The 22,299-nt window shown below is 67.4% G+C and carries 21 protein-coding genes; 15 read left to right on the top strand and 6 right to left on the bottom strand.

What is annotated here, in order from left to right:
* Positions 1 to 7 precede the first annotated feature (7 nt).
* Together ACFQRC_RS06290 and ACFQRC_RS06285 are read right to left on the bottom strand one after the other, a co-directional pair.
* A complete protein-coding gene (locus tag ACFQRC_RS06290) occupies positions 8 to 331 on the bottom strand; it encodes a PilZ domain-containing protein (RefSeq protein WP_379959026.1) in 324 nt (107 codons plus the stop codon).
* Between the two features lie 116 nt (positions 332 to 447).
* Positions 448 to 3,630, bottom strand: a complete 3,183-nt coding sequence (locus ACFQRC_RS06285) for an amidohydrolase family protein (RefSeq protein WP_379959024.1) — start codon at positions 3,628 to 3,630, stop codon at positions 448 to 450.
* Between the two features lie 217 nt (positions 3,631 to 3,847).
* Between ACFQRC_RS06285 and ACFQRC_RS06280 the strand changes: the two genes are divergently transcribed.
* Both ACFQRC_RS06280 and ACFQRC_RS06275 read left to right on the top strand, forming a co-directional pair.
* Entirely contained in the window at positions 3,848 to 4,720 is an 873-nt protein-coding gene (locus ACFQRC_RS06280) for a DUF4440 domain-containing protein (RefSeq protein WP_379959022.1), read from the top strand.
* Between the two features lie 47 nt (positions 4,721 to 4,767).
* The gene (locus tag ACFQRC_RS06275) at positions 4,768 to 5,103 is read left to right on the top strand and encodes a hypothetical protein (RefSeq protein ID WP_379959019.1); all 336 of its coding nucleotides are present in this window, start codon (positions 4,768 to 4,770) and stop codon (positions 5,101 to 5,103) included.
* Positions 5,104 to 5,119: 16 nt separating this feature from the next.
* Here the strand turns inward: ACFQRC_RS06275 and ACFQRC_RS06270 are convergent, their stop codons facing one another.
* From ACFQRC_RS06270 to ACFQRC_RS06260, 3 genes are all read right to left on the bottom strand, one after another.
* Positions 5,120 to 5,470, bottom strand: a complete 351-nt coding sequence (locus ACFQRC_RS06270) for a hypothetical protein (RefSeq protein ID WP_379959017.1) — start codon at positions 5,468 to 5,470, stop codon at positions 5,120 to 5,122.
* Between the two features lie 77 nt (positions 5,471 to 5,547).
* Positions 5,548 to 6,360 carry a cold-shock protein gene (locus ACFQRC_RS06265; RefSeq protein WP_379959014.1) on the bottom strand — a complete coding sequence of 271 codons (813 nt, stop codon included), beginning with the start codon at positions 6,358 to 6,360 and terminating at the stop codon, positions 5,548 to 5,550.
* Between the two features lie 157 nt (positions 6,361 to 6,517).
* Positions 6,518 to 7,450, bottom strand: coding sequence for a DUF808 domain-containing protein (locus ACFQRC_RS06260; RefSeq protein WP_379959011.1), 933 nt, complete (start codon positions 7,448 to 7,450; stop codon positions 6,518 to 6,520).
* A gap of 126 nt (positions 7,451 to 7,576) precedes the next feature.
* Here ACFQRC_RS06260 and ACFQRC_RS06255 point away from each other — a divergent pair, with 126 nt between their 5' ends.
* From ACFQRC_RS06255 to ACFQRC_RS06225, 7 genes are all read left to right on the top strand, one after another.
* Positions 7,577 to 8,194: a ribonuclease D gene (locus ACFQRC_RS06255; protein ID WP_379959008.1), complete on the top strand. Its 618-nt coding sequence runs from the start codon at positions 7,577 to 7,579 to the stop codon at positions 8,192 to 8,194.
* A complete protein-coding gene (lptC, locus tag ACFQRC_RS06250) occupies positions 8,187 to 8,825 on the top strand; it encodes an LPS export ABC transporter periplasmic protein LptC (protein WP_379959006.1) in 639 nt (212 codons plus the stop codon). Before ACFQRC_RS06255 ends, lptC begins: the two co-directional genes overlap by 8 nt.
* Positions 8,822 to 9,379: an LptA/OstA family protein gene (locus ACFQRC_RS06245; protein WP_379959003.1), complete on the top strand. Its 558-nt coding sequence runs from the start codon at positions 8,822 to 8,824 to the stop codon at positions 9,377 to 9,379. Before lptC ends, ACFQRC_RS06245 begins: the two co-directional genes overlap by 4 nt.
* Positions 9,380 to 9,524: 145 nt before the next feature.
* Positions 9,525 to 10,304 carry an LPS export ABC transporter ATP-binding protein gene (gene lptB, locus ACFQRC_RS06240; protein ID WP_379959000.1) on the top strand — a complete coding sequence of 260 codons (780 nt, stop codon included), beginning with the start codon at positions 9,525 to 9,527 and terminating at the stop codon, positions 10,302 to 10,304.
* 2 nt (positions 10,305 to 10,306) lie between these two features.
* Positions 10,307 to 11,824, top strand: a complete 1,518-nt coding sequence (gene rpoN / locus ACFQRC_RS06235) for an RNA polymerase factor sigma-54 (RefSeq protein ID WP_379958998.1) — start codon at positions 10,307 to 10,309, stop codon at positions 11,822 to 11,824.
* Between the two features lie 25 nt (positions 11,825 to 11,849).
* Positions 11,850 to 12,635 (top strand): NTP transferase domain-containing protein, encoded by a 786-nt coding sequence (locus ACFQRC_RS06230; protein WP_379958995.1) that lies wholly within the window; start codon positions 11,850 to 11,852, stop codon positions 12,633 to 12,635.
* 49 nt (positions 12,636 to 12,684) lie between these two features.
* Positions 12,685 to 13,827: a P1 family peptidase gene (locus tag ACFQRC_RS06225; RefSeq protein ID WP_379958992.1), complete on the top strand. Its 1,143-nt coding sequence runs from the start codon at positions 12,685 to 12,687 to the stop codon at positions 13,825 to 13,827.
* A gap of 9 nt (positions 13,828 to 13,836) precedes the next feature.
* Here the strand turns inward: ACFQRC_RS06225 and gyrB are convergent, their stop codons facing one another.
* Positions 13,837 to 16,350 (bottom strand): DNA topoisomerase (ATP-hydrolyzing) subunit B, encoded by a 2,514-nt coding sequence (gyrB, locus tag ACFQRC_RS06220; protein WP_379958989.1) that lies wholly within the window; start codon positions 16,348 to 16,350, stop codon positions 13,837 to 13,839.
* A gap of 261 nt (positions 16,351 to 16,611) precedes the next feature.
* On the opposite strand from gyrB, the gene ACFQRC_RS06215 reads away from it, so the two are divergent.
* From ACFQRC_RS06215 to arsB, 6 genes are all read left to right on the top strand, one after another.
* A complete protein-coding gene (locus ACFQRC_RS06215) occupies positions 16,612 to 17,097 on the top strand; it encodes a hypothetical protein (protein WP_379958986.1) in 486 nt (161 codons plus the stop codon).
* An 87-nt stretch (positions 17,098 to 17,184) separates the two neighbouring features.
* On the top strand, positions 17,185 to 18,744 hold the full coding sequence (gene guaA, locus ACFQRC_RS06210; protein WP_379958984.1) for a glutamine-hydrolyzing GMP synthase: 1,560 nt from the start codon (positions 17,185 to 17,187) through the stop codon (positions 18,742 to 18,744).
* A 218-nt stretch (positions 18,745 to 18,962) separates the two neighbouring features.
* Positions 18,963 to 20,078, top strand: a complete 1,116-nt coding sequence (locus ACFQRC_RS06205; RefSeq protein ID WP_379958981.1) for a helix-turn-helix transcriptional regulator — start codon at positions 18,963 to 18,965, stop codon at positions 20,076 to 20,078.
* 101 nt (positions 20,079 to 20,179) lie between these two features.
* The gene (locus tag ACFQRC_RS06200) at positions 20,180 to 20,563 is read left to right on the top strand and encodes an ArsR/SmtB family transcription factor (protein WP_379958979.1); all 384 of its coding nucleotides are present in this window, start codon (positions 20,180 to 20,182) and stop codon (positions 20,561 to 20,563) included.
* Entirely contained in the window at positions 20,560 to 21,009 is a 450-nt protein-coding gene (locus ACFQRC_RS06195; protein WP_379958976.1) for an ArsI/CadI family heavy metal resistance metalloenzyme, read from the top strand. The genes ACFQRC_RS06200 and ACFQRC_RS06195 overlap by 4 nt, the downstream gene beginning before the upstream one ends.
* A gap of 116 nt (positions 21,010 to 21,125) precedes the next feature.
* Positions 21,126 to 22,151, top strand: a complete 1,026-nt coding sequence (gene arsB / locus ACFQRC_RS06190) for an ACR3 family arsenite efflux transporter (protein ID WP_379960405.1) — start codon at positions 21,126 to 21,128, stop codon at positions 22,149 to 22,151.
* Positions 22,152 to 22,299: the final 148 nt, after the last annotated feature.

The following is a 22,299-nucleotide window of genomic DNA, read 5'->3' as shown; positions in this document are numbered from 1 at the left end:
AATCCGCCTAGCCGCCGAGGATGATCTCGTGCCCGAAATTGAGGCCGAGGCGGCCGTCGCGGATCCAGCGGACGAAGGCCTGCATCCGCGTGCAATGCTCGAACTGGATGCTGATCGATTCGCCGATGCGGGGCATGATCTCGCTCTCGACCATCGTCCCGCGCGACGAGATGTTGACCACCGGCACCAGATATTCCTGGCCGCGAAAGGTGATGACGGCGCGCTGGACGACATCGTCATGCCGGGGCTCGGAGCGCTGCTCGGCCAGCCGCGGCTGCGTTCGCGCGACCAGATCTCCGGCCAGCGCGAGATTCCTCCGATACATGCCCATAAGCGCCACCCCCCGATATCGGGCACCATGCACCAAAGGCCTTACCGAATTCCTAGCGCCGCCTTGCGGCTGCCGGCAGGCGTCCCCCCTCCCGGCCGGGAGGGGGGATCCGTGCCTCACTTCTCCCAATAATAAGGCTGGAGCGTCCGTGTGCCAGTAACTTCCTCGTCGAGCGTGGCGGCATCGTAGAGACGGCCGTTGAGCATCACCTTGGCGATGTCGTCGGTATTCTGGATGTCGGCCAGGGGATCGGAGTTGAGAATGACGAGGTCGGCGAGCTTGCCGGGCTCGATCGAGCCGATGCCGTTCAAACCCAGCGCCCTGGCCGGGGTGATGGTGGCGGCCTGCAACGCTTCCAGCGGGGTCATCCCGCCGCGGACGAACGACCACATGTCCCAATGGGCGGCGATGCCCTGTTGCTGGCCATGGCCGCCGATGCTGACCGGGACGCCGCGTTCGGACAGCATGTCCGCGGTGCGGGCGCTGACCTGGTCGACATAATCCTCTTCCGGCGCGGTGGTGACGCGGACCAGTTCGGGATTGAGGATGTGGGCGGGGACATGCTGGGTGAGGAGCGGGTGCTTCCACACCTGGCTTTCCTGGATCCAATAGGGCTCGCCGCCCATGCCGCCATAGGTGACGCCGAGCGTGGGCGTGTAGCCGACGTCGGTCTGGCCGAAGAAGCTCAGCACGTCCTCATAGAGCATCGCCTGCGGGATATTGTGCTCCAGCGTCGTGTTGCCGTCGGCGATGATCGTCATGTCCATGGCGAATTGCGACCCGCCTTCGGCGACGACCGCGATGCCTTCGGCCTTGCCCGCGGCGACGACCTGCTGGCGCTGGTCGCGGCGCGGCTGGTTGTAATTCTTGATCGAATGGGCGCCCTGCACCTTGAGCCGGTGCACATGCGCCAGCGCATCTTCATAATTGTCGATGACGGCGTAGCGGCCAGGCGACTTGGCGCCATAGACGATTTCGCCCGACGAGAAGATGCGGGGAGACAGGATCACGCCGGCCCGCTGCATCTCGCCCGCCGCGAAAATCTCGCTGGCGGTGTTGGACGGATCGTGGACGGTGGTGACGCCGAAGGCGAGATGGGCGAGCTGCTCCCAATTCTGCTGCGGGATGAGGTCGTCCTCGCCCTGGCTGCCATGGGCGTGGGCGTCGATGAAGCCCGGCACGATGGTCTTGCCGGCGAGATCGACCTCGCTCGTGCCGGCGGGGATGGTCACCGACCCGCGCGCGCCGACCGCCTTGATGCGGTTGTCCTCGATCAGCACGACGCCGTCCTCGATGACGCCGCCATTCTCGTCGCCCATCGTGATGATCCGGGCGCCGGTCAGCGCGACCAGGCCGTCGGGCTTGTCCGACGCCACCGGCATGGCGAGCGAGACGCCGGTCTTGGGCGCGGTGAACTTGGCGTCGTCGCCGGCGCGGATCACGGTCGCGGCGTCGGCCGAATAGAGGATTGGGCCGAGGCTCCAGGCGAGGGTGCGGCCGCCGGCGCCCCAGTGGAGATACTGGCCGCCGTCGCCGCTGACCCGGGTGACGGGAAGCTGGGTCGCCTTGGCGCCCACCTCGATCGTCTCGGCGCCCCCGAAGAAGGGCGTGACGAACGCGTTGTAATTTTCGCGGAAGGCGATGTAGTCGCCGGTCGGCGAGACTTCGTAGCCGACCGCCATATCTCCCTCGGCGTGGATGCGCTTGTCGTGGCCGTTCCAGTCGACGCTGGCGAGCTTCAGTTTCCGGTCCTCGCGCACTTCCATGAAGATGCGGTCCGACGCCGCGCCGAAATGCGGGTTGCCGCCTTCGGTCGTGAGACGCGTCGCTTCCCCACCGGCGGCGGGGACCCGGAACACGCCCTGATCGTCCGACCAGGCGTTGGAGGTCAGATAGCCGCCGCCGCCGCGCTCGAACACGATGGTGCGTCCGTCGGGCGAGAAGCGCGGACGGCGATAATGGCCCGGCACCGTCGTGACGGTCGCCATGCCGCTGCCGTCGGCGCCGACGGTGCGGATTTCACCCAGCCGCTGGTCGTTCCAGCTGACGAAGGCGATGCGCGAGCCGTCGCGCGACCAGCTGGGGTAAAGCTGGAAATCGCCGTCCTGAGCGGTCAGCGGCCGCGCCGCGCCGCCGCTCACGTCCTTGACGTAGAGCCGTCCGAGGCTGGCGAACACCACCTGACGGCCGTCCGGAGACAATGAGGCGAAGCGCGGCATCCGGGTCGTGAAGGTCTCGCTATAGACATCGACCTGCGGGCGCGGGGGATCGATCACGTCGCGGCTGTCGGAAACCTGGAACGGGATGTCCGCTACGCCGGAACCGTCGGCATCGATGCGCCGGATCTTGCCGCCGGCCCAGAAGACGATCGAGCGGCTGTCCGGCGTCCAGTCCATGTTGGGATAGAGGCCGGTGATCGCCCAGGTCTCCTGCATGTCCTGATCGAGATCGTCATATATCTTGCGCTCCACGCCGGACCGCAGATCCTTGATGTAGAGCTTCGACTTGGCGCGCTCGCGCTTGACGAAGGCGAGCCACTTGCCGTCCGGCGAGGGAGTCGGCCGGACGGCGCCGCCCGGGCCGGCGGCGACGGTCGTGCGCTCGCCCGTATCGATATCGTAGCGCTCGATGGCGAACACTTGGTCGTTGGAATTCTGCGCATATTCGAAAGTGCCGCCCGGGGTGGTGTCCAGCGTGAAATAGACGCCTTCGCCGTCCGGGGTGAACATCGGCTCGCCCAGTTCCTTCTGGTGCTGCGGATTGGGTCGCTCGACCAGCGACACGCCGCCGCCGCCGGCGACATGGTACAGCCAGACCTCGCCCGTGCCGGCCGAGCGCTGGGTGGTGAAATGCTTGCGCGCGGCGATATATTTCCCGTCCGGGCTCCAGGTCGGGTTGTTGAGGAGGGTGAAGCTCTCCTTGGTGAGCTGGCGCTTGTCCGACCCGTCGACGTCCATGATCCAGATATTGTCGCCTCCGCCACGATCCGAGGTGAAGGCGATCTTCGTGCCGTCGGGCGAGAAGCGGGGCTGCATTTCGAACGGGAGCCCGGCGGAAATGCGCGTGGCGCGGCCGCCGGCGATCGGGATCGTGTAGATGTCGCCCAGCAGGTCGAAGGCGATGGTGCGGCCGTCGGGGCTGACGTCAAGGTTCATCCAGGTGCCTTCGGACACGTTGATCGGCACCGACCGGCTCTTCATCGGCGGCGCGGCGACATCCCATTTCTTCGCGTCCTTGTCCTGCGCCAGCGCGGTCGTGGACAGCAGGAGGAGGGAAAGAGCGGCGATGCCTTTGATCATGAAAGTCTCCCGGCGCCAGGACGGCGCATGTGCAGGTGAGGTAGGACGGCAAGACGGTGCAACAACGCGGCGGGGCGCGCAAGCTGCGGATTCGCGCATTCGTCGTATGGGTGGGCCGTTTGTCGGCGATAGGCGGGCCTTGGCAGAAACCGGGCTCGACCCGGGCGCGCGGCCTGCCTTAGCCGGTGCCGGTTTTCGTCGATGAAGGTCCGCCGCCATGAATCCGTTTCTGCTCTCTTTGGGTGCCGCGCTCGCGCTCGCCGCCGCCCCCGTTCATGCCGAACGGCCTTCCCCCGAACCCGTGGTCGAGGCCGAGCGCGATTTTGCCGCCGCGGTTCGCGATACCGGCTTCAAGCGAGGCTTCCTCGCCTTCGCGGCGCCCGACGGGATGCTGTTCCAGCCGGGGCCGGTGGCGGCGCGGACCACGCTCGAGGCAGCCCCGGACGACGCGCCCGGAGATGATCCTCTGCACTGGTGGCCGCTCTGGGCCGGCATCGCGAGGTCCGGCGATCTCGGCTTCACCACCGGGGGCGTCAATCGGCCGGTGCGCTACTTCACCGTCTGGCGCAAGCAGCCCGACGGGCGCTGGAAATGGATCTACGACGGCGGGCCGGCTCTCAGGGAGAAGATAGTCGAGGGGCCGGAGACGCCGGTTCGCTATCTGGCGGGGTCGACAGCGGCGGCGGGTTCGGCCGAACGGGCGCTCGCGGAGATCGCGCCGCTGGAGACGGACCTCGCGGCGCGGGCGGCCACCGACATCGGGGCGGCGCATCTCGCATATCTCGCCGAGGACGGGCTTGCCGCGGGCTCGCCGGAAGGGAGCGAGGTCGGGCGTTCGCATCAGATCGCCGAGCTGGAGTGGCGGCCGGCGACGGCGACGTTGCGCGCGCTCGGCGGCGTCGCTTCCAGCGCGGGCGACATGGCCTTCACCTATGGCGAGGTTCGCTGGATGAGGGACGAGGCGCCGCGCTGGGGCCATTACGCGCGCATCTGGCAGAAAAGGGCGGAGGGCTGGCGGCTGGTCGCCGACCTGTGGATCGCCGCGCCCGGAGCGCCGCCGGCCGAAAATCCCGTTCCCGTCGCGTCTTAACCTGGTTCGGGAATGCGTCTCCTTTCGGAACGGCGGAAATTCGCCCGATGACACGCGCCCGGAATGAGCGGATTCTCGCGATCGTCGAATCGCCGATCCTGCTGTCCAGCGACGAAAGGGAAGACGACATGTTGAGAGCCATGATCGAGAAGAGGGGCGAGAGCTTCCCGCACAACCCCCTGGGACGGGGCTATCACGCCGTCTATCGCGAGAATGAGATCAACCATTGCCCGGGCTGCGGCCGGACCCATTGGTATGTGGGGCGCGTCTCGGCCGAATGCGGCTTTTGCGGCGCGGCGCTCCCGCTCGCGGAGGCGAGCGCGCGCGGCATCGGCGGCTTCAGCCGTGGCCACGCGTCGCTGACGATCGGAAAGGCGGCCTGAACCGCCGCGACGGCGGTTATTGCGCCGCGCCGTCCTTGGTCATGCGGTCGCCGATCGCCTGGAGCGCTTGCCCGCGTTCCTGCATGAGCGCGCCGCAGCGCTGGAGCGTCGGGCCAAGCTCCTCGGCTTTCATGGCCGCGGCGGCCCGCCGGAGAAGTCCCTCAAGGTCCGCGACCGCGCGTCCGTCGAGCCGCCCCAGATAATATTGGGCGCCCATCATCCCCGCCTGCCGCGCCGCTTCATCCTCGGCCGACCCAAGCTGGCCAAGCGCCAGCAGGCACTGCGCGTCCGCCATGGCGGGATCGTCCGGATTGGCGGCGGCGAGAAGGAGCGCCGCCAGCGGCAGGACAAGTATCAGCGGCCGCATGCCATTCTCCCGTACGGGGCGAACAACAGGCCGGCCCGCGCCGGGAGCGCGAACCGGCCTGTCCGTTAGCCGAAAACCTACTGGACCGGCGTCAGGTTTACCGCCGCCGTCTTGCCGCGGCGGTCGACTTCCAGCTCGAACTCGAGCCGGTCGCCCTCGTTGAGGCTCACCATGCCAGCACGCTCGACGGCCGAGATGTGGACGAAGGCGTCGGGCTGTCCATCATCGCGGCTGATGAAGCCGAAGCCCTTCATCGCGTTGAAGAACTTGACGGTGCCCGAGGCCTTCTCGCCGGTCAGCTGGCGCTGCGGTCCGCCCGCGCCGCTACCGCCGCCGAAGCCGCCCTCGCGCTCGCGCGGAGGGCCACGATCCTCGACCGGAAGCGGATCGCCCTCGATCTTGAGGTCGGTCGCCGAGACGCGGCCGCCCCGATCGACGAGGGTGAATTCGAGCGGCTGGCCTTCGGCGAGGCCGGTGAGGCCTGCTTGCTCGACCGCTGAGATGTGCACGAACACGTCCTCGCCGCCATCGTCGCGGACGACGAATCCGAAGCCCTTCTGGGCGTTGAAGAATTTGACGACGCCCTTGCCTTCGCCGACGACCTGCGGGGGCATGCCGCCGCCGCGGGGGCTGCCGAAGCCGCCGCCGCCACCACCGCCGCCACGGTAACCGCCGCCACCACCGCCACCGCCGAATCGGTCGCCGCCGCCGTAGCCGCCGCCGCCGCCGCCGCCGAAGCGGTCACCGCCACCGCCGAATCGGTCGCCGCCGCCGTAGCCGCCGCGATCGCCGCCGTAACTGCTGCTGCCGAAACTGTCGTCGCCGAAACCGTCGCGCTTATCTCTGCCGCGCCCGCCGCGATCGCCGCGGCGTCCTTTGTCGAAACTCATGCCGTCTATAACTTTCCCGCGCCCGAAACCCTGTTAGAACCACCGCGCTGGGCTTAAAGCGCAAACGGCCTCTGGCGCGAAAATCGGCGCACCAGCGACTCCTATAGCCTAAATTTCCGATGCTAGCGAGGGGCTTTCGACACCGGTCGTGCTCCCGTCAATGGCGGTGCGCCAGCTTGTGGTGGACGGCGACGATGGGGGCGCCGATCGCCAATCCGACGATGCCCGCTCCGGCCGCGCCGACAATCCATTCCACCGTGCCGCCGACCGCCGGCAGAGCGTGGCCCGCCCCGGCCGCCAGATCGTGGATGACATGCGCGACCGCGGTCATGCCGAATGTTTCCAGCCCGTGGACGATGATGCCGCCCCCGACCCAGATCATCGCCGCGATGCCGATCGTCGACAGCCCCGCCATCAGCTTCGGCATCGCGTGGACGAGGCCGCGGCCCAGCGCGCGCGCGGCGCCTTCGCGCCGCGCCGCCAGGCGGAGGCCGATATCGTCCATCTTCACGATCAGACCGACGGCGCCGTAGACGCCGATGGTGATGGCCACCGCCACCACCGCCAGGATCAGGGCGCGCGTCAGGAAAGGCTCGCTCGCGACCTCGGCGAGGGCGATGGCCATGATCTCGGCGGACAGGATGAAGTCGGTCCGGACCGCGCCCGACACCATCCTGCTCTCATGTTCGGGGCTGTTGAGCTCGGCCGCCTCCTCGGCGAGATCATGCTTCGCTCCCGACAGCGCCTCCCACACCTTCTCGGCCCCCTCGTAGCAGAGATAGGCGCCGCCCAGCATGAGCAGGGGCGTGATCGCCCAGGGCAAAAGGGCGCTCAGCGCCAGCGCCACCGGCAGGATGATGAGAAGCTTGTTGCGGATCGACCCCTTGGCGATTCTGGCGATGATCGGCAGTTCGCGGTCGGGGGTGAAGCCAGTGACGTAGCGGGGCGTGACCGCGGTATCGTCGACCACCACGCCCGCCGCCTTCATGCCGGCGCGTCCCGCCGCGGCGCCGACATCGTCGATCGAGGCCGCGGCGAGCTTGGCGATGGCCGCGACATCGTCGAGCAAGGCGGCAAGACCACTGGGCATGAATCCGTTCCCCTGTTTGGCGGTATCGCCCCTGTTACGGGCTCCGGCGCTCCGATCAAGCCCGCGCCGGCCGCGAAGGCGCAACCCCGGATTGAGCCGCCAGGGCCTTTCGCCTATGCGAAGCGAATGACCATCTATTTCCATGAAGAAGATCTGCCGGAGGGCGCGCTCGCCCCGGGACCCGTCGCCGTCGATACCGAGACGATGGGGCTTCAGCTGGGCCGCGACCGGCTCTGCCTCGTCCAGATCGCCGACGGCCGCGGCGACGAGCATCTCGTCCGCTTCGCGCCGCGCAGCGACTATGCGGCCCCCAACCTCAAGGCCGTGCTCGCCGATCCGGCGCGGCTCAAACTCTATCATTTCGCCCGCTTCGACCTCGCCTCGATCCGCGCCTATCTGGGCGTGATGGCGGAGCCCGTTTACTGCACCAAGACGGCGTCGCGGCTGATCCGCACCTATACCGACCGGCACGGCCTCAAGGAGCTGGTGCGCGAACTGCTCGGCCAGGAGATTTCCAAGCAGCAGCAGACCTCGGACTGGGGCGCGCCCGAGCTGAGCGACGCGCAGAAGGATTATGCCGCGTCCGACGTCCGTTATCTCCATGGCCTCAAGGAGAAGCTCGACGAGCGGCTGGAGCGCGAGGGGCGGATGCGACTGGCCCAGGCCTGCTTCGATTTCCTGCCCCATCGCGCGCTGCTCGATCTCGCCGGCTGGCCCGAGGTCGACATCTTCGCCCATGTCTGAGCTCGCCGAGCGCGAACGAGTCCGCAAGCAGGGCTGGGCCGCGCCCGGCGGCGCCCACGACCGGGTCGTGCGGCTGCTGAAGCTCGCCCTCCCGGTGCTGATCGGCGTGCTGATGGCCTATCTCGCCTTGGCGCCGCTCAGCAGCGGGCGCGAGATCAGCTTCATCCTCGACAAGAACAAGGTCGCCCTCGCCAAGGAGCGGATGCGTGTCCAGACGGCTCTCTATCGGGGCCAGGACGACCGGGGCCGGCCGTTCACGATCGAAGCCCGCTCGGCCGTGCAGGCGACCTCGCGCGACCCGATCGTCGACGTGCTCGGCATGAGCGCCCGGATCGGTCTCGAAAGCGGCCCGGCGACGATCAGTGCCGACAAGGGCCGCTACAATCTGGAGACCGAGACGGTAAACGTGATCGGCCCGATTCTGCTCACCGCCGCCGACGGGTACCGGCTCGAGACAAGCGACGTCGCGGTCGACCTCAACAGCCGGACGATCGTGAGCGACGATCGCGTCGAGGGCCGGATGCCGCTCGGCCGCTTTTCCGCGAACCGGCTCGTCGCCGACATCTCGGACAGGACGGTGACGCTGAGCGGCAACGCCCGCTTGCATATCGTGCAAGGCGGCATCAGATGAGCGCGATGAGGGATTTCGCGAAACTGGTCGGCGCGGGCGCGCTTGCCCTGGCGCTGGTGGGAAGCCAGCCGGCTTTGGGTCAGGACGCCACCTCGGCCCTGCGCGGGCACAATACCAACGCCCCCGTCGACGTCGCGGCCGACCGTATCGAAGTCCAGGACCGCGCCGACCGGGCGATCTTCTCGGGTAATGTTCAGGTCCGCCAGGGCGATCTCAACCTCGACGCGGCGCGGCTGACGGTGGCGTATGCGGATACGGGCGGCATCGAGATTCAGCGGATAGATGCGAGCGGCGGCGTCACCGTACGCAGCCCGTCGGAAACGGCGCGCGGCCAGTTCGCCATCTACGATCTCAACAATCGGGTCATCACCATGCTCGGCGGCGTCACGTTGACCCGCGGCGCCTCGCAGGTGCGCGGCGGCCGACTGGTGCTCGATCTCGACACCGGCCGCGCGGTGATGGACGGCAGCGCCGCCGGCGCCGCCCCCGGCACGACCAGCGGCGAGGACGGCCGCGTCACCGGCACCTTCACTGTTCCCCAGCGCAACGATTAAACCCTTGATCGGCGGACCTTTGTCGCCGCCGGCTGACTGTTGCAGCGGCGCCGCGCGCCCGCCTTTTTTAAGCCATGCATGAATCTTGCCAGTTGAGCCGGCGGTTCGGGTGCCTTAAGTTGGAGCCGTGGGAGGCGGAGCAGGCATGAACGATACGGCACTTCTCGACAGGCCGGAGGACGAGGCGGCGATCGCGCATGTCGATCGCGGCCTTTCGGTGATCTCGATCGCCAAATCCTACGACAAGAAGGTGGTGCTGTCGGACGTGTCGCTCCACGTCGAGCGCGGCGAGGTGGTCGGCCTGCTCGGCCCCAACGGCGCCGGCAAGACGACCTGCTTCTATTCGATCATGGGGCTGGTGAAGCCCGACAGCGGCCGCATCCTGCTCGATGGCGACGACATTACCGGCCTTCCCATGTACCGCCGGGCCATTCTTGGCCTCGGCTATCTGCCGCAGGAGACCTCGATCTTCCGCGGCCTCACCGTCAGCCAGAACATCATGGCGGTGCTCGAAGTGGCCGAGCCCGACCGCAAGGTGCGCGAGGCCCGGCTCGAGCAATTGCTCGGCGAGTTCCACATTGAGCGGCTGCGCGACGCCCCGGCGATGGCGCTGTCGGGCGGCGAGCGGCGGCGCTGCGAGATCGCCCGCGCGCTCGCGGCCGATCCGTCGATCATGCTGCTCGACGAGCCGTTCGCGGGCATCGACCCCATCTCGATCGCCGATATCCGCGACCTCGTCTTGGAGCTCAAGAAACGCGACATCGGCGTCCTCATCACCGACCACAATGTGCGCGAGACGCTCGACCTCGTCGATCGCGCGGCGATCATCTACGATGGCCAGGTCCTGTTCGCCGGCAACCCCGGAGCCCTGGTCGCGGACGAGAATGTCCGCCGCCTCTATCTCGGCGAGAGCTTCGCCTTGTAGCCATGGGTCTGGGTCCCCGCCTCGATCTGCGCCAGAGCCAGTCGCTGGTGATGACGCCGCAGCTCCAGCAGGCGATCAGGCTGCTGGCGCTGTCCAACCTGGAAATCGAGGGCTTCATCGCCGAGGAGCTGGAGAAGAACCCGCTGCTCGACAGCGGCGGCGGCGACGAGGCAGCCGATGGCGAGTCCACCGAGCTGGAGACCGTGTCGCAGGATGGCGAGCAGGCCGAGACCATCGACCTGCTCGTCCAGTCCGGCGACGCCGAGCGCGACGCGCCCCTCGACGTCAACTATGACAGCGAGGATTTTCATCAGGACAGCGCCGCCGACAGCATGCGCGGCCTCGACGGCGGCCTCGGCCTCGAAGGGTTGGGCGGGGGCGGATCGGCCTCCGGCGAGGCGCCCGATTATGACAGCTTCGCCAGCGAGGATATTTCGCTCCACGAGCATTTGCTCGCCCAGGCCGGCGCCTGCCTCGCCGGCACCGACCTGATCGTCGCGGGCCGGCTGATCGAGCAGATCGACGAAACCGGCTATTTTCTCGCCCCCGTGCTGGAACTGGCGCAGCGCCTCGGCGTGCCACTCGCGGATGTCGAGCGGGTGCTCGCCGTCATCCAGGGCTTCGACCCCGCCGGCGTCGGCGCCCGCTCGCTCGCCGAATGCCTCGCGCTCCAGGCGAAGGACGCCGACCGCTACGATCCGGCGATGGCGCGGCTGATCGACAATCTCGATTATCTCGCGACAGGCAATTTCGCCGCGTTGCGGCGGATCTGCGGCGTCGACGACGAGGATCTGGGCGACATGGTGCGCGAACTGCGCGCCTACGATCCCAAGCCCGGCTGCCGGTTCGGCCAAAGCGAGCGCGTCGATGCGATCGTGCCCGACGTGTTCGTCGCCCGCCGCGGCCATGGCTGGGCGATCGAGCTCAATGGCGCGACCCTGCCGCGCCTCCTCGTCAACCGCAGCTATTATACCGAGCTTTCGGGCGGCGCGCAGGACAAGCAATCGAAAGCGTGGCTGTCCGAATGCCTCGCCAGCGCCAACTGGCTGTTGAAGGCGCTGGACCAGCGGGCGCGGACCATCGTCAAGGTGTCGACGGAGATCGTGAAGCAGCAGGACGCTTTCTTCCGGCGCGGCGTCGCGCACCTCCGCCCGCTCACCCTGCGCACCGTCGCCGAGGCGATCGGCATGCACGAATCGACCGTCAGCCGGGTCACGTCGAACAAATATCTGTCCTGCGACCGCGGTCTCTACGAGCTCAAATATTTCTTCACCAGCGGCATCCAGAGCGCCGACGGCGGCGACGCCGTCTCGGCCGAGGCGGTGAAGAGCCACATCAAGACCCTGATCGCGGCGGAGGATGTCCGCGCCATCCTGTCCGACGACCAACTGGTCGACCTGCTCCGCGCCAGGGGGTTCGATATTGCGCGGCGCACCGTCGCCAAGTATCGCGAGGCGCTGGGGATCGGTTCGTCGGTCCAGCGCCGGCGCCACAAGGCGATCGGCAATCGCGCCGCCTAGGCGGTCGCGGAATGACCTGGGGCCTATGACCACCAAGATACTGGTTCTCGCCGGACGCCGTTCGGCCACGCTCGACCCGCTCGCCGAGGCCGCCGGCGTCACCCATAAATGTCTGGTCCCGGTGCGCGGAGAGGCGATGGTGGGGCGCGTCCTCAGGACCGCCGCCGAGGCCTGCCCGGAGGTCGATTTGTTCCTGTCGGTCGAGGATTTCGCGGCCGTGGCCGACGAGCCGACCGTTGCGCGCCTGCATGCCGCCGGCCGTCTGACTCCGGTCGAGGCGCGATACCAGATCGTCGACAGCATCGTCGCCGCGAGCCAGGTCTCCGGCTTCCCGCTCATCATCACCACCGCAGACAATGTGCTGATGACCGGCGACGTGCTTCACGACCTCATCGCCGAGGGCGCGAAGGGGGAGGCGGACGCGATCGTCGTGGTCGCCGAGAAAACAGACATCCTCGCCGCCCATCCCGACGGCCAGCGCCGCTTCTACGAAGTGCGCGGCGGCGGTTATTCCAACTGCAACCTGTTCTGGCTGGGGAGCGAACAGGCGCTGCGCGCGACCGAGAGCTTCCGCGAGGGCGGCCAGTTCGCCAAAAGGCCGGGACGGATCGTCAAGGCGTTCGGGGTGATGAACCTCATCCGTTTCCGCTTCGGGCTCGAGACGATCCACGGCATGTTCCGCCACATCTCCCGCCGCTTCCGCGTCCGCATCAAGCCGATGCTCGTCACCGACGGCCGCCTCGCCATCGACGTCGACAACGAACGCACGCACCGCGTCGCCGAGGAGATACTCGCGCGCGCCGATGGATGAGGAAGGCGGTGCCGTTGTCATGTCTTCGCGGCGCTGGCAGACGAAGGCGATGTCCTTCGCATTCCGCCTCTCCGCCCTGTCGGCGCTCGCCGTGACCGCCGCCTCCGCCGCCGCCGCCGCCGAACGCCCCCGGGCGCGCGAAGCCGGAATCAGGATCGGCATACTCGCCCCAGGGCCGCTCAACGCCATCACCGACGTCGCGGGCGTCGAGGTCGGCCATGTCACTTTGATCGAGGGAGCGGCGGTGCGCACGGGCGTGACGGCGGTGCTGCCGCACGGCGGCAATCTCTACCAGGACAAGGTCCCCGCCGGCTTCGCGGTCGCCAATGGCTATGGCAAGTTCATGGGCTCGACCCAGATCATGGAGCTCGGCGAGATCGAGACTCCGATCCTCCTCACCAATACGCTTTCGGTTCCCGAGGCGGCGGCCGGCGCGATCGAATGGACCCTTGCCCGGCCGGGCAACGAGGAGGCGCGCTCGGTCAATGCCGTTGTCGGCGAGACCAATGACGGCTGGCTCAACGACATCCGTGCCCGCCGCGTCACCAAGGCCGATGCCGTCGCCGCCATCGAGGCGGCGCGCGAAGGCCCGGTGGCTGAGGGCGCGGTCGGCGCCGGCACCGGCACCATCGCCTTCGGCTGGAAAGGCGGCATCGGAACCAGCTCGCGCCGACTGCCCGCGCATCGCGGCGGCTGGACGATAGGGGTGTTGGTGCAGAGCAATTATGGCGGCGCGCTCATCGTCGACGGCTCGCGCGTCGGCGAAGCGCTCGGGCGCTATTATCTGAAGGATGAGCTCTCGTCGGCGAGCGGCGACGGCTCGGTGATCGTCGTCGTCGCCACCGACGCCCCGCTCTCCGACCGCAACCTCGAACGCCTCGCCCGCCGCGCCTTCCTCGGCATCGCCCGCACCGGCTCCCCCATCACCAATGGCTCGGGCGATTATGCCGTCGCCTTCTCCACCCACCAAGGCGTGCGACGGACGCCCGAACGGCGTGGCGCGGTGAGCGCCTATCCGAAAGCCCCCAACGACATCGTCTCGCCGCTCTTCCAGGCGACGGTCGAGGCGACGGAGGAAGCGGTGCTCAATTCGCTGTTCCAGGCCGAGGCGATGGCGGGGCATCGGGGCCGGATCGAGGCGCTGCCGGTGGAGGAGGTCCTCAAGCTTATGCCGTCCCTCCAGACGCAATAAGCGCCGCCTTCAAACGTCCAGATTGGCGACGTTCAGCGCATTCTCCTGGATGAACTCGCGCCGCGGCTCGACCACGTCGCCCATCAGCCGGGTGAATATCTCGTCCGCGATGTCGGCCTGGGCGACTTCCACCTGCAGCAGGCTGCGATTCTCGGGGTCGAGGGTGGTTTCCCAGAGCTGCTCGGCGTTCATCTCGCCCAGCCCCTTGTAGCGCTGGATCGAGAGGCCCTTGCGCCCGGCGGCGAGGATCGCATCGAGAAGCTCCGAGGGGCGGCGGACGAGCACGCCCTTGGCGGGGGTCGCGGTTTCTTCCTCGGAGTCCGAATCCTCCGCCACTCCGGACTCCGTTGCCTCCGCCTTGGCGCCAGCCTTCAGCGTCACCAGGCGCGACTGGCTGGCGTAGGAATCGGCCTGCTCCATCGCCAGAGCGTGGAGTTTGCGGGCTTCGGCGCTGACCAGGAACTTGTGGTCCACGACATGGTGGTCGGTGACGCCCCGCCACAGGCGTTGCAGGACGTAATCGCCGCCCTCGTTCGCATGCGCCTCCCAGGTCGCCTCGGCGTCCCCGGCCTGAAGCCAGGCGGCCGCCCTCGCCACGGCCTCGCCGCGCTCGCCGGCGCGCAGGTCCGGATCGAGCGCGCCGGTCAGCGCCAGCGCCTCGATGATGGCGGGGTCGTAGCGTCGCGGAACGTAGCGCATCAGGGTGCGGAAGCGGCGGGCATGGTCGGCGAGGCTGCGCAGGTCGTCGCCGGAGCGCGGACCCTGGGCGCTTTCCAGCACCATCGCGCCGATGCCGGCATCGACCAGATAATCGTCGAGCCGCGCGTCGTCCTTCAGATAGACTTCGGAGCGGCCCTTGGCGACTTTGTAGAGCGGCGGCTGGGCGATGTAGAGGTGGCCGGCTTCGATGATCGGCCGCATGTGGCGATAGAAGAAGGTCAGCAGGAGCGTCCGGATGTGGGCGCCGTCGACGTCGGCGTCGGTCATGATGACGATCTTGTGATAGCGCAGTTTCTCGAGATTGAATTCGTCGAGAATGCCGGTGCCCATCGCCTGGATGAGGGTGCCGACCTCCTTGGAAGAGATCATCCGGTCGAAGCGAGCGCGCTCGACGTTGAGGATCTTGCCCTTCAGCGGGAGGATGGCCTGGACCTTGCGGTCGCGGCCCTGCTTGGCCGAGCCGCCGGCGCTGTCGCCCTCGACCAGGAATAATTCGCATTTGGCGGGGTCGCGCTCCTGGCAGTCGGCGAGCTTGCCGGGCAGCGAAGCGATATCCATCACGCCCTTGCGCCGGGTCAGCTCGCGCGCCTTCTTGGCGGCCTCGCGGGCGGCGGCGGCGTCGATGATCTTGCCGACGATGGCGCGGGCGTGGGCGGGATTCTCCTCCAGCCAGTCGGCCAATTTGTCGGCCATCAGGGCTTCCATCGGCTGGCGGACTTCGGACGAGACCAATTTGTCCTTGGTCTGCGAGCTGAATTTGGGATCGGGCAGCTTCACCGAGACGATCGCGGTCAGGCCCTCGCGCATGTCGTCGCCCGTGAGCGTGACCTTTTCCTTCTTCAACAGGCCGGACTTGTCGGCATAATTGTTGAGGGTGCGGGTCAGAGCGGCGCGGAACGCCGCCATGTGGGTGCCGCCGTCGCGCTGGGGGATGTTGTTGGTGAAGGCGAGGACGTTCTCGTAATAGGAATCGTTCCATTCGAGCGCGATGTCGATGCCGATATCGTCGCGCTGGCCGTGGATGGCGATCGGATCGGGGAAGAGCGGCGTCTTGGCGCGGTCGAGATAGCGGACGAAGGCGGCGATCCCGCCTTCGTAGAAAAGCTCGACCTCCTTGGGCTCTTCGTGGCGCGCATCGACCAGCAACAGGCGGACGCCCGAATTGAGGAAAGCGAGCTCGCGATAGCGGTGCTCCAGCTTCTCGAAATCGAAGTCGGTGATCTTGAACGTGCTGGGCGAGGGCAGGAAGGTGACGCGGGTGCCATTCTTGCCGTTGGACGGGCCGACGACCTTCAGCGGCGCCACGGCGTCGCCGAGGCGGAAGCGCATATAATGCTCCTCGCCGTCGCGCCAGATGTTGAGGTCCAGCCATTCCGAAAGGGCATTGACCACCGAGACGCCGACGCCGTGAAGGCCGCCGGAAACCTTGTAGGCATTGTCGTCGGACGTGTTCTCGAACTTACCGCCGGCATGGAGCTGGGTCATGATGACCTCGGCCGCCGAGACGCCTTCGCCGGCATGGATCCCGGTCGGGATGCCGCGGCCATTATCCTCGACCGAGACCGATCCGTCGGGATTGAGCGTGATCTGGATGAGGTCGCAATGCCCCGCCAAAGCCTCGTCGATCGCATTGTCGGACACCTCGAACACCATGTGGTGGAGGCCCGAGCCGTCGTCGGTGTCGCCGATATACATTCCCGGCCGTTTGCGGACCGCGTCGAGACCTTTCAGCACCTTGATGGACTCGGCGCCGTAAGCGTTTTTTTCAGGAGAAGTTGCCATGCCGATTATATAGCGAGGCATGCGCGAATTCCCAAGGAAATAAGCCCCTTTCCCCGCCGCTTCCGTGATTCGATCCCGCCTGCTTTCGTTTGGCCGTGCAGGAATGGAAAACCCGCCGCCGGCCTCCAGAAAAGCGCTGCCCGCGCCACGTAAGTGGGCCGCGCGGCGGCCACTTTTCCTGAACAGCCGGCGACGGGAGGTTCAGCCTCGGGTCAGAGCGGCCTTGGTAGAAAAGGGCCGGTATGGCCGTTGTGATGCGGTCAGGACGAAAAGGAGGTTGCCATGAAGAAGCTTTTCAAAGTCATGACCGGCGCCGCCGCGGTCGGCGTGGCCGCCCTCGCCGCCGCATCGCCGGCTCAGGCGCAATATTATGATCGCGGCTATTATGACCGCGACGACGACATCGATCTCGGCGACGTCGCCGCCGGCGTCGCGATCCTGGGCGGTGTGGCGCTCGCCATCGACGCGCTTGACGGCAACGATGGCTATTATAACCGCGGCTATTACGGACGCGGCTATAATCAGGGCTATCGCCGCGGCGGTGCCCGTGCCGCGGTCAATGCCTGCGGCCGCGAAGCGCGACGCTACGGCCATCGCGTGACCATCACCGACGTCGATCGCCGCGATTACGCCACCTTCCGGGTGCGTGGCCGGATCGACGTGCCGGACTATGATTATGGCCGCTGGGGCGGTCGCCGCTACGATATCGACCGCGAGGGCTTCACCTGCCACGCGCAGGGCGGCCGGATTGTCCAGTTCCGCGTCTGACAGGGTCGCGGCGGATTGCTGGACAGGGATGCGCGCGGGCCTTAGGGCTCGCGCGCATTCTTTTTGCCCGCGGAAGCTCCTTCATCCATGACCGTCCAGCCGACTGATTCCATCCTGATTGTCGATTTCGGCAGCCAGGTGACCCAGCTCATCGCCCGCCGCGTGCGCGAGGCGGGGGTCTATAGCGAAATCGCCCCCTTCAACGCCGCCGACGAGGCGTTCGCGCGATTGAAGCCCAAGGGCATCATCCTTTCGGGCGGCCCGTCCTCGGTGATGTGGGACGACAGCCCCCGCGCCCCGCAGCATCTGTTCGACGCCGGGCTGCCGATCCTCGCCATCTGCTACGGCCAGCAAACCATGGCGCACCAGTTGGGCGGCAGGGTCGCCCCTTCCGACAGCCGCGAATTCGGCCGGGCCTTCATTGAGATTTGCGGCGAATCGGCTCTGTTCGACGGGCTGTGGAAAGCGGGCGAACTCCACCAGGTGTGGATGAGCCATGGCGACCGGGTCGAAGCGCTGCCGGAAGGTTTCAGCGTCGTCGCCCGTTCCGAAGGCGCGCCTTATGCGGTGGCGACCGACGAGGCGCGGCGCTTCTACAGCCTGATGTTCCACCCCGAGGTGGTCCACACGCCCGACGGCGGCAAGTTGCTCGCCAATTTCGTCCGCCACGTCTGCGGCCTGCCGGGCGACTGGACGATGGCCGAATTCCGGGAAGCCAAGATCGCCGAGATCCGCGAACAGGTCGGCGACGGCAAGGTGATTTGCGGGCTTTCGGGCGGAGTCGACAGCGCGGTCGCCGCGGTGCTGATCCACGAGGCGATCGGCGACCAATTGACCTGCGTGTTCGTCGATCACGGGCTGATGCGGGCCAGCGAGGCCGAGCAGGTCGTGAGCCTCTTCCGGGGCGCCTACAATATTCCGCTGGTCCACGTCGACGCGGAGACCCTGTTCCTGAACGGTCTCGCCGGCGTCACCGATCCCGAAGCCAAGCGCAAGTTCATCGGCAAGACCTTTGTCGAGGTGTTCGAGGAGGAGGCGAAGAAGATCGGCGGCGCCGATTTTCTGGCCCAAGGCACGCTCTATCCCGACGTGATCGAGAGCGTCAGCTTCACCGGCGGTCCCTCGGTGACGATCAAGAGCCACCATAATGTCGGGGGCCTGCCCGAGCGCATGAACATGAAGCTGGTCGAGCCCTTGCGCGAATTGTTCAAGGACGAGGTGCGCGAGCTCGGCCGCGAGCTGGGGCTTCCCGACGCCTTCGTCGGCCGCCACCCGTTTCCGGGGCCCGGCCTCGCCATCCGCATCCCGGGCGAAGTCACCAAGGAACGCTGCGACATCCTGCGCAAGGCCGACGCCATCTATCTGGAGGAGATCCGCAACGCCGGCCTCTACGACGCGATCTGGCAGGCGTTCGCGGTGCTGCTGCCGGTCCGCACCGTCGGCGTGATGGGCGACCACCGCACCTACGAATATGTCTGCGCGCTGCGCGCCGTCACCTCGACCGATGGCATGACCGCCGACATCTACCCGTTCGACGCCGCCTTCCTTTCGCGCTGCGCGACGCGCATCATCAACGAGGTCAAGGGCATCAACCGGGTGGTGTATGATTATACGTCGAAACCGCCGGGCACGATCGAATGGGAGTAGGTCCGGTCCATACGACCGGATGAAGTAGCTGGGCGGCGCGGCTTCCCGCGATTCCGACGCTGGACGTGGCCGTCCATCGGGCCTTCGCCGCTGTCCTTTTGATAAGGGCTGGTTTTTTACGCTTCATCCCCTAATCTGAGGACGTCCGTTCGAGTTGGGGAGCTTTTGCGCGGGCGGCGGCGGGACCGGTCGATGTTGGTGGGATAACCGGGGGCGGGATGCGCGAAGCCGAGTTGCTTTCGATTGCGAACATGTTCGCCGAAGTCGTGTTCGACGAAAGTGGCTGGATACCGGCGCTCGCCCGGTTCGCCGACGTGACCGGCTCGGCGCGCGGGCAGATTATCGGCTTCGGCGGACCCGCCGCGATCCCGTTCAACCACATTACCGAGTTCACCGAGCGCGGACTGGAGGAGTTCTCCGCGATCGGTGGAGGCGATCCGGGAATCAACTGGCGAGTTGCCGCGGGCTTCGGCGGCGGGGTGCTGGAGGTGCTCTCGGAACGGGACTATCTGGCGGCGAAGCCTTTGCTCGCCGACGACGTGTACGAGGAATTCGTCCACCGGCACGATATCCCCTTCGGCTGCCAGACCAATCTATTCATGGAAGAGGACAGCCTCGTCGGACTGGCCATGCTGAGGAGCGCGCGGGACGGGCCGACGACCGCGCGGGACCGCGCTGTCTTCGCCCGCATTGCCCCAGACGTCCGCCGGGCGGTCAGACTCTCGCAGATGCTGGAACAGCAGGGCGCGCAGCTCGTAGCGGGTACGCTCGAGACGATGGCGCTGGCGGCGGTGGTCTGCGACGCCTTCGGATCGGTGCGCGCGATGACTCCCAGGGCGGAAACCTGCCTGGACGGCCGCCTTCCGGTGCGGCTGGGCGGCGGGCGCTTGCAGGGGCGCACGGCCGAGGACGCCGCCGCCATCGCTTCGGCGCTCGCCATGGCCACCGGCTCCGAGCCCGGCGCGGGCGTCTCTTCGACGATTCTGGTCGGCGCGGGGGATCGCGTGGTCGTGCTGAGCTTCCTCGCCTTGCCGAAGCGCGATTACAGTTTCGGCTTCGCGCCGCGCGCGGTGATGGTGGTCCGGCAGGGCGCGGGCGCCGCTGGCATCGCGCCGTCGCTGATGGGGAGCCTCTACGGACTGACGGCATCCGAGACCGATATCGTACGATCCTTCCTCGCCGGCCATTCGCGCGACCGGATCGCGGCCGAGCGGGGCGTGTCCTTGAGCACGGTCCAGTCGCAGCTCAAGATCGTCTTCCGCAAGGTCGGCGTCCGCCGCGAGGTGGAACTGGCGATCAAGCTCGCCGCGTTCGCCGCGGATGACGCGGCCTGATCGGCGGCATCCTGCATATTTCGATTATAGTAGAAAAGTCGTTGACAGGCGCCACGTAGCGACATAATTCGATAATCGTCGAAATATGGAGCGACAGGAACATGCCCGCTGAAAAAAGCATCGCCGCGCTCGAAGCGCCGACGGTCGTTGGCGCGCTTTCGGCGCTGGCGCAGGAGCATCGACTGGCTTTGTTCCGCCTGCTCGTCCAAGCCGGCCGGGACGGCATGCCCGCCGGCGCCATCGCGGACGCGCTGGGCGTGCCCAACAGCTCGCTATCCTTCCACCTCGCGCAGCTTACCCGCGCCGGCCTCATCCGTCAGGAACGGCGCGGCCGGTCGCTCATCTATACGGCGGACTATGCCGCGATGAACGCGCTCGTCGGCTATCTGATGGAAAATTGCTGCGGCGGCGCGGCTTGCCCGCCGCAGCCGTGCGGGACCGCGGTCTCTTCCTCCTCCCTGAAGCCTGAAAGGAAATCGGCATGAAGCGCCTTCACGTCCATGTCGGAGTTGCCGACCTCGACCGCTCGATCGGATTCTACTCCACATTGTTCGGCGCGGAGCCGGCGGTGGTGAAGCCGGATTATGCCAAATGGATGCTCGACGACCCGCGCGTTAATTTCGCCATTTCGAGCGGCGACCACGCCGCCAAAGGCATCGAGCATCTCGGCATCCAAGCCGGAGATGAGGAGGAACTCGCAGAGGTTTACGACCGTCTCAAGGCCGCCGACCGGCCGGTGCTGGCGGAAGGCGCCACCACCTGCTGCTACGCCCGGTCGGAAAAGAGCTGGATCGCCGATCCCGACGGAATCGTGTGGGAAGCGTTCCTCACGCGCGGCGAAGCCACCGTCTATGGCGACAGCCCCTCCTTCACTGCCTTGTCCGCCGGCGCCGCCGAAGCCGCCTGCTGCGCGCCCGCGATGCCGTCATGAGGCATCGCATCCTCAGCCTCTCGCTCCCGTCCACCGGCCGTTCGGCCGAAGCGAGGCGGGAGCGCGGCTGAGCCATGGCGACGGCAATCTCCGATCAACCGCCGGCTCGCCCGGCAATACCGGGCTTCGAGCGTTATCTCTCGCTCTGGGTCGCCCTGTGCATCGCCGTCGGAATCGCGCTTGGCGCGGCGCTGCCGCAAGCCTTCGCGGCGATAGCGGCGGCCGAGGTGGCGCGGGTCAATCTGCCGGTGGCGGCGCTCGTATGGCTGATGATCGTGCCGATGCTGCTCAGGATCGATTTCGCGGCGCTCGGACAGGTACGCCAGCACATGCGCGGTGTCGGCGTCACCCTGTTCATCAACTGGGCGGTGAAGCCCTTTTCCATGGCCTTGCTCGGCACCTTGTTCATCGGCTGGCTGTTCCGGCCGCTGCTCCCGCCGGACCAGATCGAGAGCTATATCGCCGGCCTCATCCTCCTCGCCGCCGCGCCCTGCACGGCGATGGTGTTCGTCTGGTCGAACCTATGCGAGGGCGAGCCGCATTACACCTTGAGCCAGGTGGCCCTGAACGACCTCATCATGGTCTTCGCCTTCGCGCCCCTGGTCGGCCTGCTGCTCGGGGTCGCCTCGATCGCGGTGCCGTGGGAAACGTTGTTGCTCTCGGTCCTGCTCTACATCGTCGTGCCGGTCGTCGTCGCGCAGCTCATCCGGCGGCACCGCCTCGCGAGCGGCGGCCAGCCGGCGCTGGATCGCCTGCTGAAACGGCTCGGCTCGGTTTCGCTCGTCGCGTTGCTGACAACGCTGGTCCTGCTGTTCGGCTTCCAGGGCGACGCCATCCTCGCCCAGCCCCTGGTCATCGCCCTGCTCGCGGTGCCAATCCTGATCCAGGTCTATTTCAACGCCGGCCTCGCTTACTGGCTCAGCCGCAGGTTCGGCGTCGCCTGGTGCGTCGCCGCTCCGGCCGCCCTGATCGGCGCCTCCAACTTCTTCGAGCTCGCCGTGGCGGCGGCGATCAGCCTGTTCGGGCTCCAGTCGGGCGCCGCCCTCGCGACCGTCGTCGGCGTCCTCGTCGAGGTGCCGGTGATGCTGTCCGTGGTGGCGATCGCGAAGCGGACGCGGCGTTGGTACGAGTGCTCCGACTGACCTCATCCGGACACGCGCGAGCGGCCGTGATGCGCCCTTCCACGCGCAGGTTCGCGGCTCGCGATGACCGATTGACTCGCGCGCGATTCAGGCGGATTCTTCTCGTCCCCCAGTAATGAGTCGCGTTTTTCCCCTCTTGCGGGAGTCG

This window comes from Enterovirga sp. GCM10030262 (assembly GCF_042666435.1).
Taxonomy (GTDB): domain Bacteria; phylum Pseudomonadota; class Alphaproteobacteria; order Sphingomonadales; family Sphingomonadaceae; genus Allosphingosinicella.
Note: the sequence above shows the minus strand (reverse complement) of the source record. Positions and strands in the feature narration are given on the sequence as shown.

Coding starts and splice junctions, on each gene's coding strand:
- ACFQRC_RS06290 (WP_379959026.1), bottom strand. CDS start 331: ATGGGCATGTATCGGAGGAATCTCGCGCTGGCCGGAGATCTGGTCGCG.
- ACFQRC_RS06285 (WP_379959024.1), bottom strand. CDS start 3,630: ATGATCAAAGGCATCGCCGCTCTTTCCCTCCTCCTGCTGTCCACGACC.
- ACFQRC_RS06280 (WP_379959022.1), top strand. CDS start 3,848: ATGAATCCGTTTCTGCTCTCTTTGGGTGCCGCGCTCGCGCTCGCCGCC.
- ACFQRC_RS06275 (WP_379959019.1), top strand. CDS start 4,768: ATGACACGCGCCCGGAATGAGCGGATTCTCGCGATCGTCGAATCGCCG.
- ACFQRC_RS06270 (WP_379959017.1), bottom strand. CDS start 5,470: ATGCGGCCGCTGATACTTGTCCTGCCGCTGGCGGCGCTCCTTCTCGCC.
- ACFQRC_RS06265 (WP_379959014.1), bottom strand. CDS start 6,360: ATGAGTTTCGACAAAGGACGCCGCGGCGATCGCGGCGGGCGCGGCAGA.
- ACFQRC_RS06260 (WP_379959011.1), bottom strand. CDS start 7,450: ATGCCCAGTGGTCTTGCCGCCTTGCTCGACGATGTCGCGGCCATCGCC.
- ACFQRC_RS06255 (WP_379959008.1), top strand. CDS start 7,577: ATGACCATCTATTTCCATGAAGAAGATCTGCCGGAGGGCGCGCTCGCC.
- lptC (WP_379959006.1), top strand. CDS start 8,187: ATGTCTGAGCTCGCCGAGCGCGAACGAGTCCGCAAGCAGGGCTGGGCC.
- ACFQRC_RS06245 (WP_379959003.1), top strand. CDS start 8,822: ATGAGCGCGATGAGGGATTTCGCGAAACTGGTCGGCGCGGGCGCGCTT.
- lptB (WP_379959000.1), top strand. CDS start 9,525: ATGAACGATACGGCACTTCTCGACAGGCCGGAGGACGAGGCGGCGATC.
- rpoN (WP_379958998.1), top strand. CDS start 10,307: ATGGGTCTGGGTCCCCGCCTCGATCTGCGCCAGAGCCAGTCGCTGGTG.
- ACFQRC_RS06230 (WP_379958995.1), top strand. CDS start 11,850: ATGACCACCAAGATACTGGTTCTCGCCGGACGCCGTTCGGCCACGCTC.
- ACFQRC_RS06225 (WP_379958992.1), top strand. CDS start 12,685: ATGTCCTTCGCATTCCGCCTCTCCGCCCTGTCGGCGCTCGCCGTGACC.
- gyrB (WP_379958989.1), bottom strand. CDS start 16,350: ATGCCTCGCTATATAATCGGCATGGCAACTTCTCCTGAAAAAAACGCT.
- ACFQRC_RS06215 (WP_379958986.1), top strand. CDS start 16,612: ATGAAGAAGCTTTTCAAAGTCATGACCGGCGCCGCCGCGGTCGGCGTG.
- guaA (WP_379958984.1), top strand. CDS start 17,185: ATGACCGTCCAGCCGACTGATTCCATCCTGATTGTCGATTTCGGCAGC.
- ACFQRC_RS06205 (WP_379958981.1), top strand. CDS start 18,963: ATGCGCGAAGCCGAGTTGCTTTCGATTGCGAACATGTTCGCCGAAGTC.
- ACFQRC_RS06200 (WP_379958979.1), top strand. CDS start 20,180: ATGCCCGCTGAAAAAAGCATCGCCGCGCTCGAAGCGCCGACGGTCGTT.
- ACFQRC_RS06195 (WP_379958976.1), top strand. CDS start 20,560: ATGAAGCGCCTTCACGTCCATGTCGGAGTTGCCGACCTCGACCGCTCG.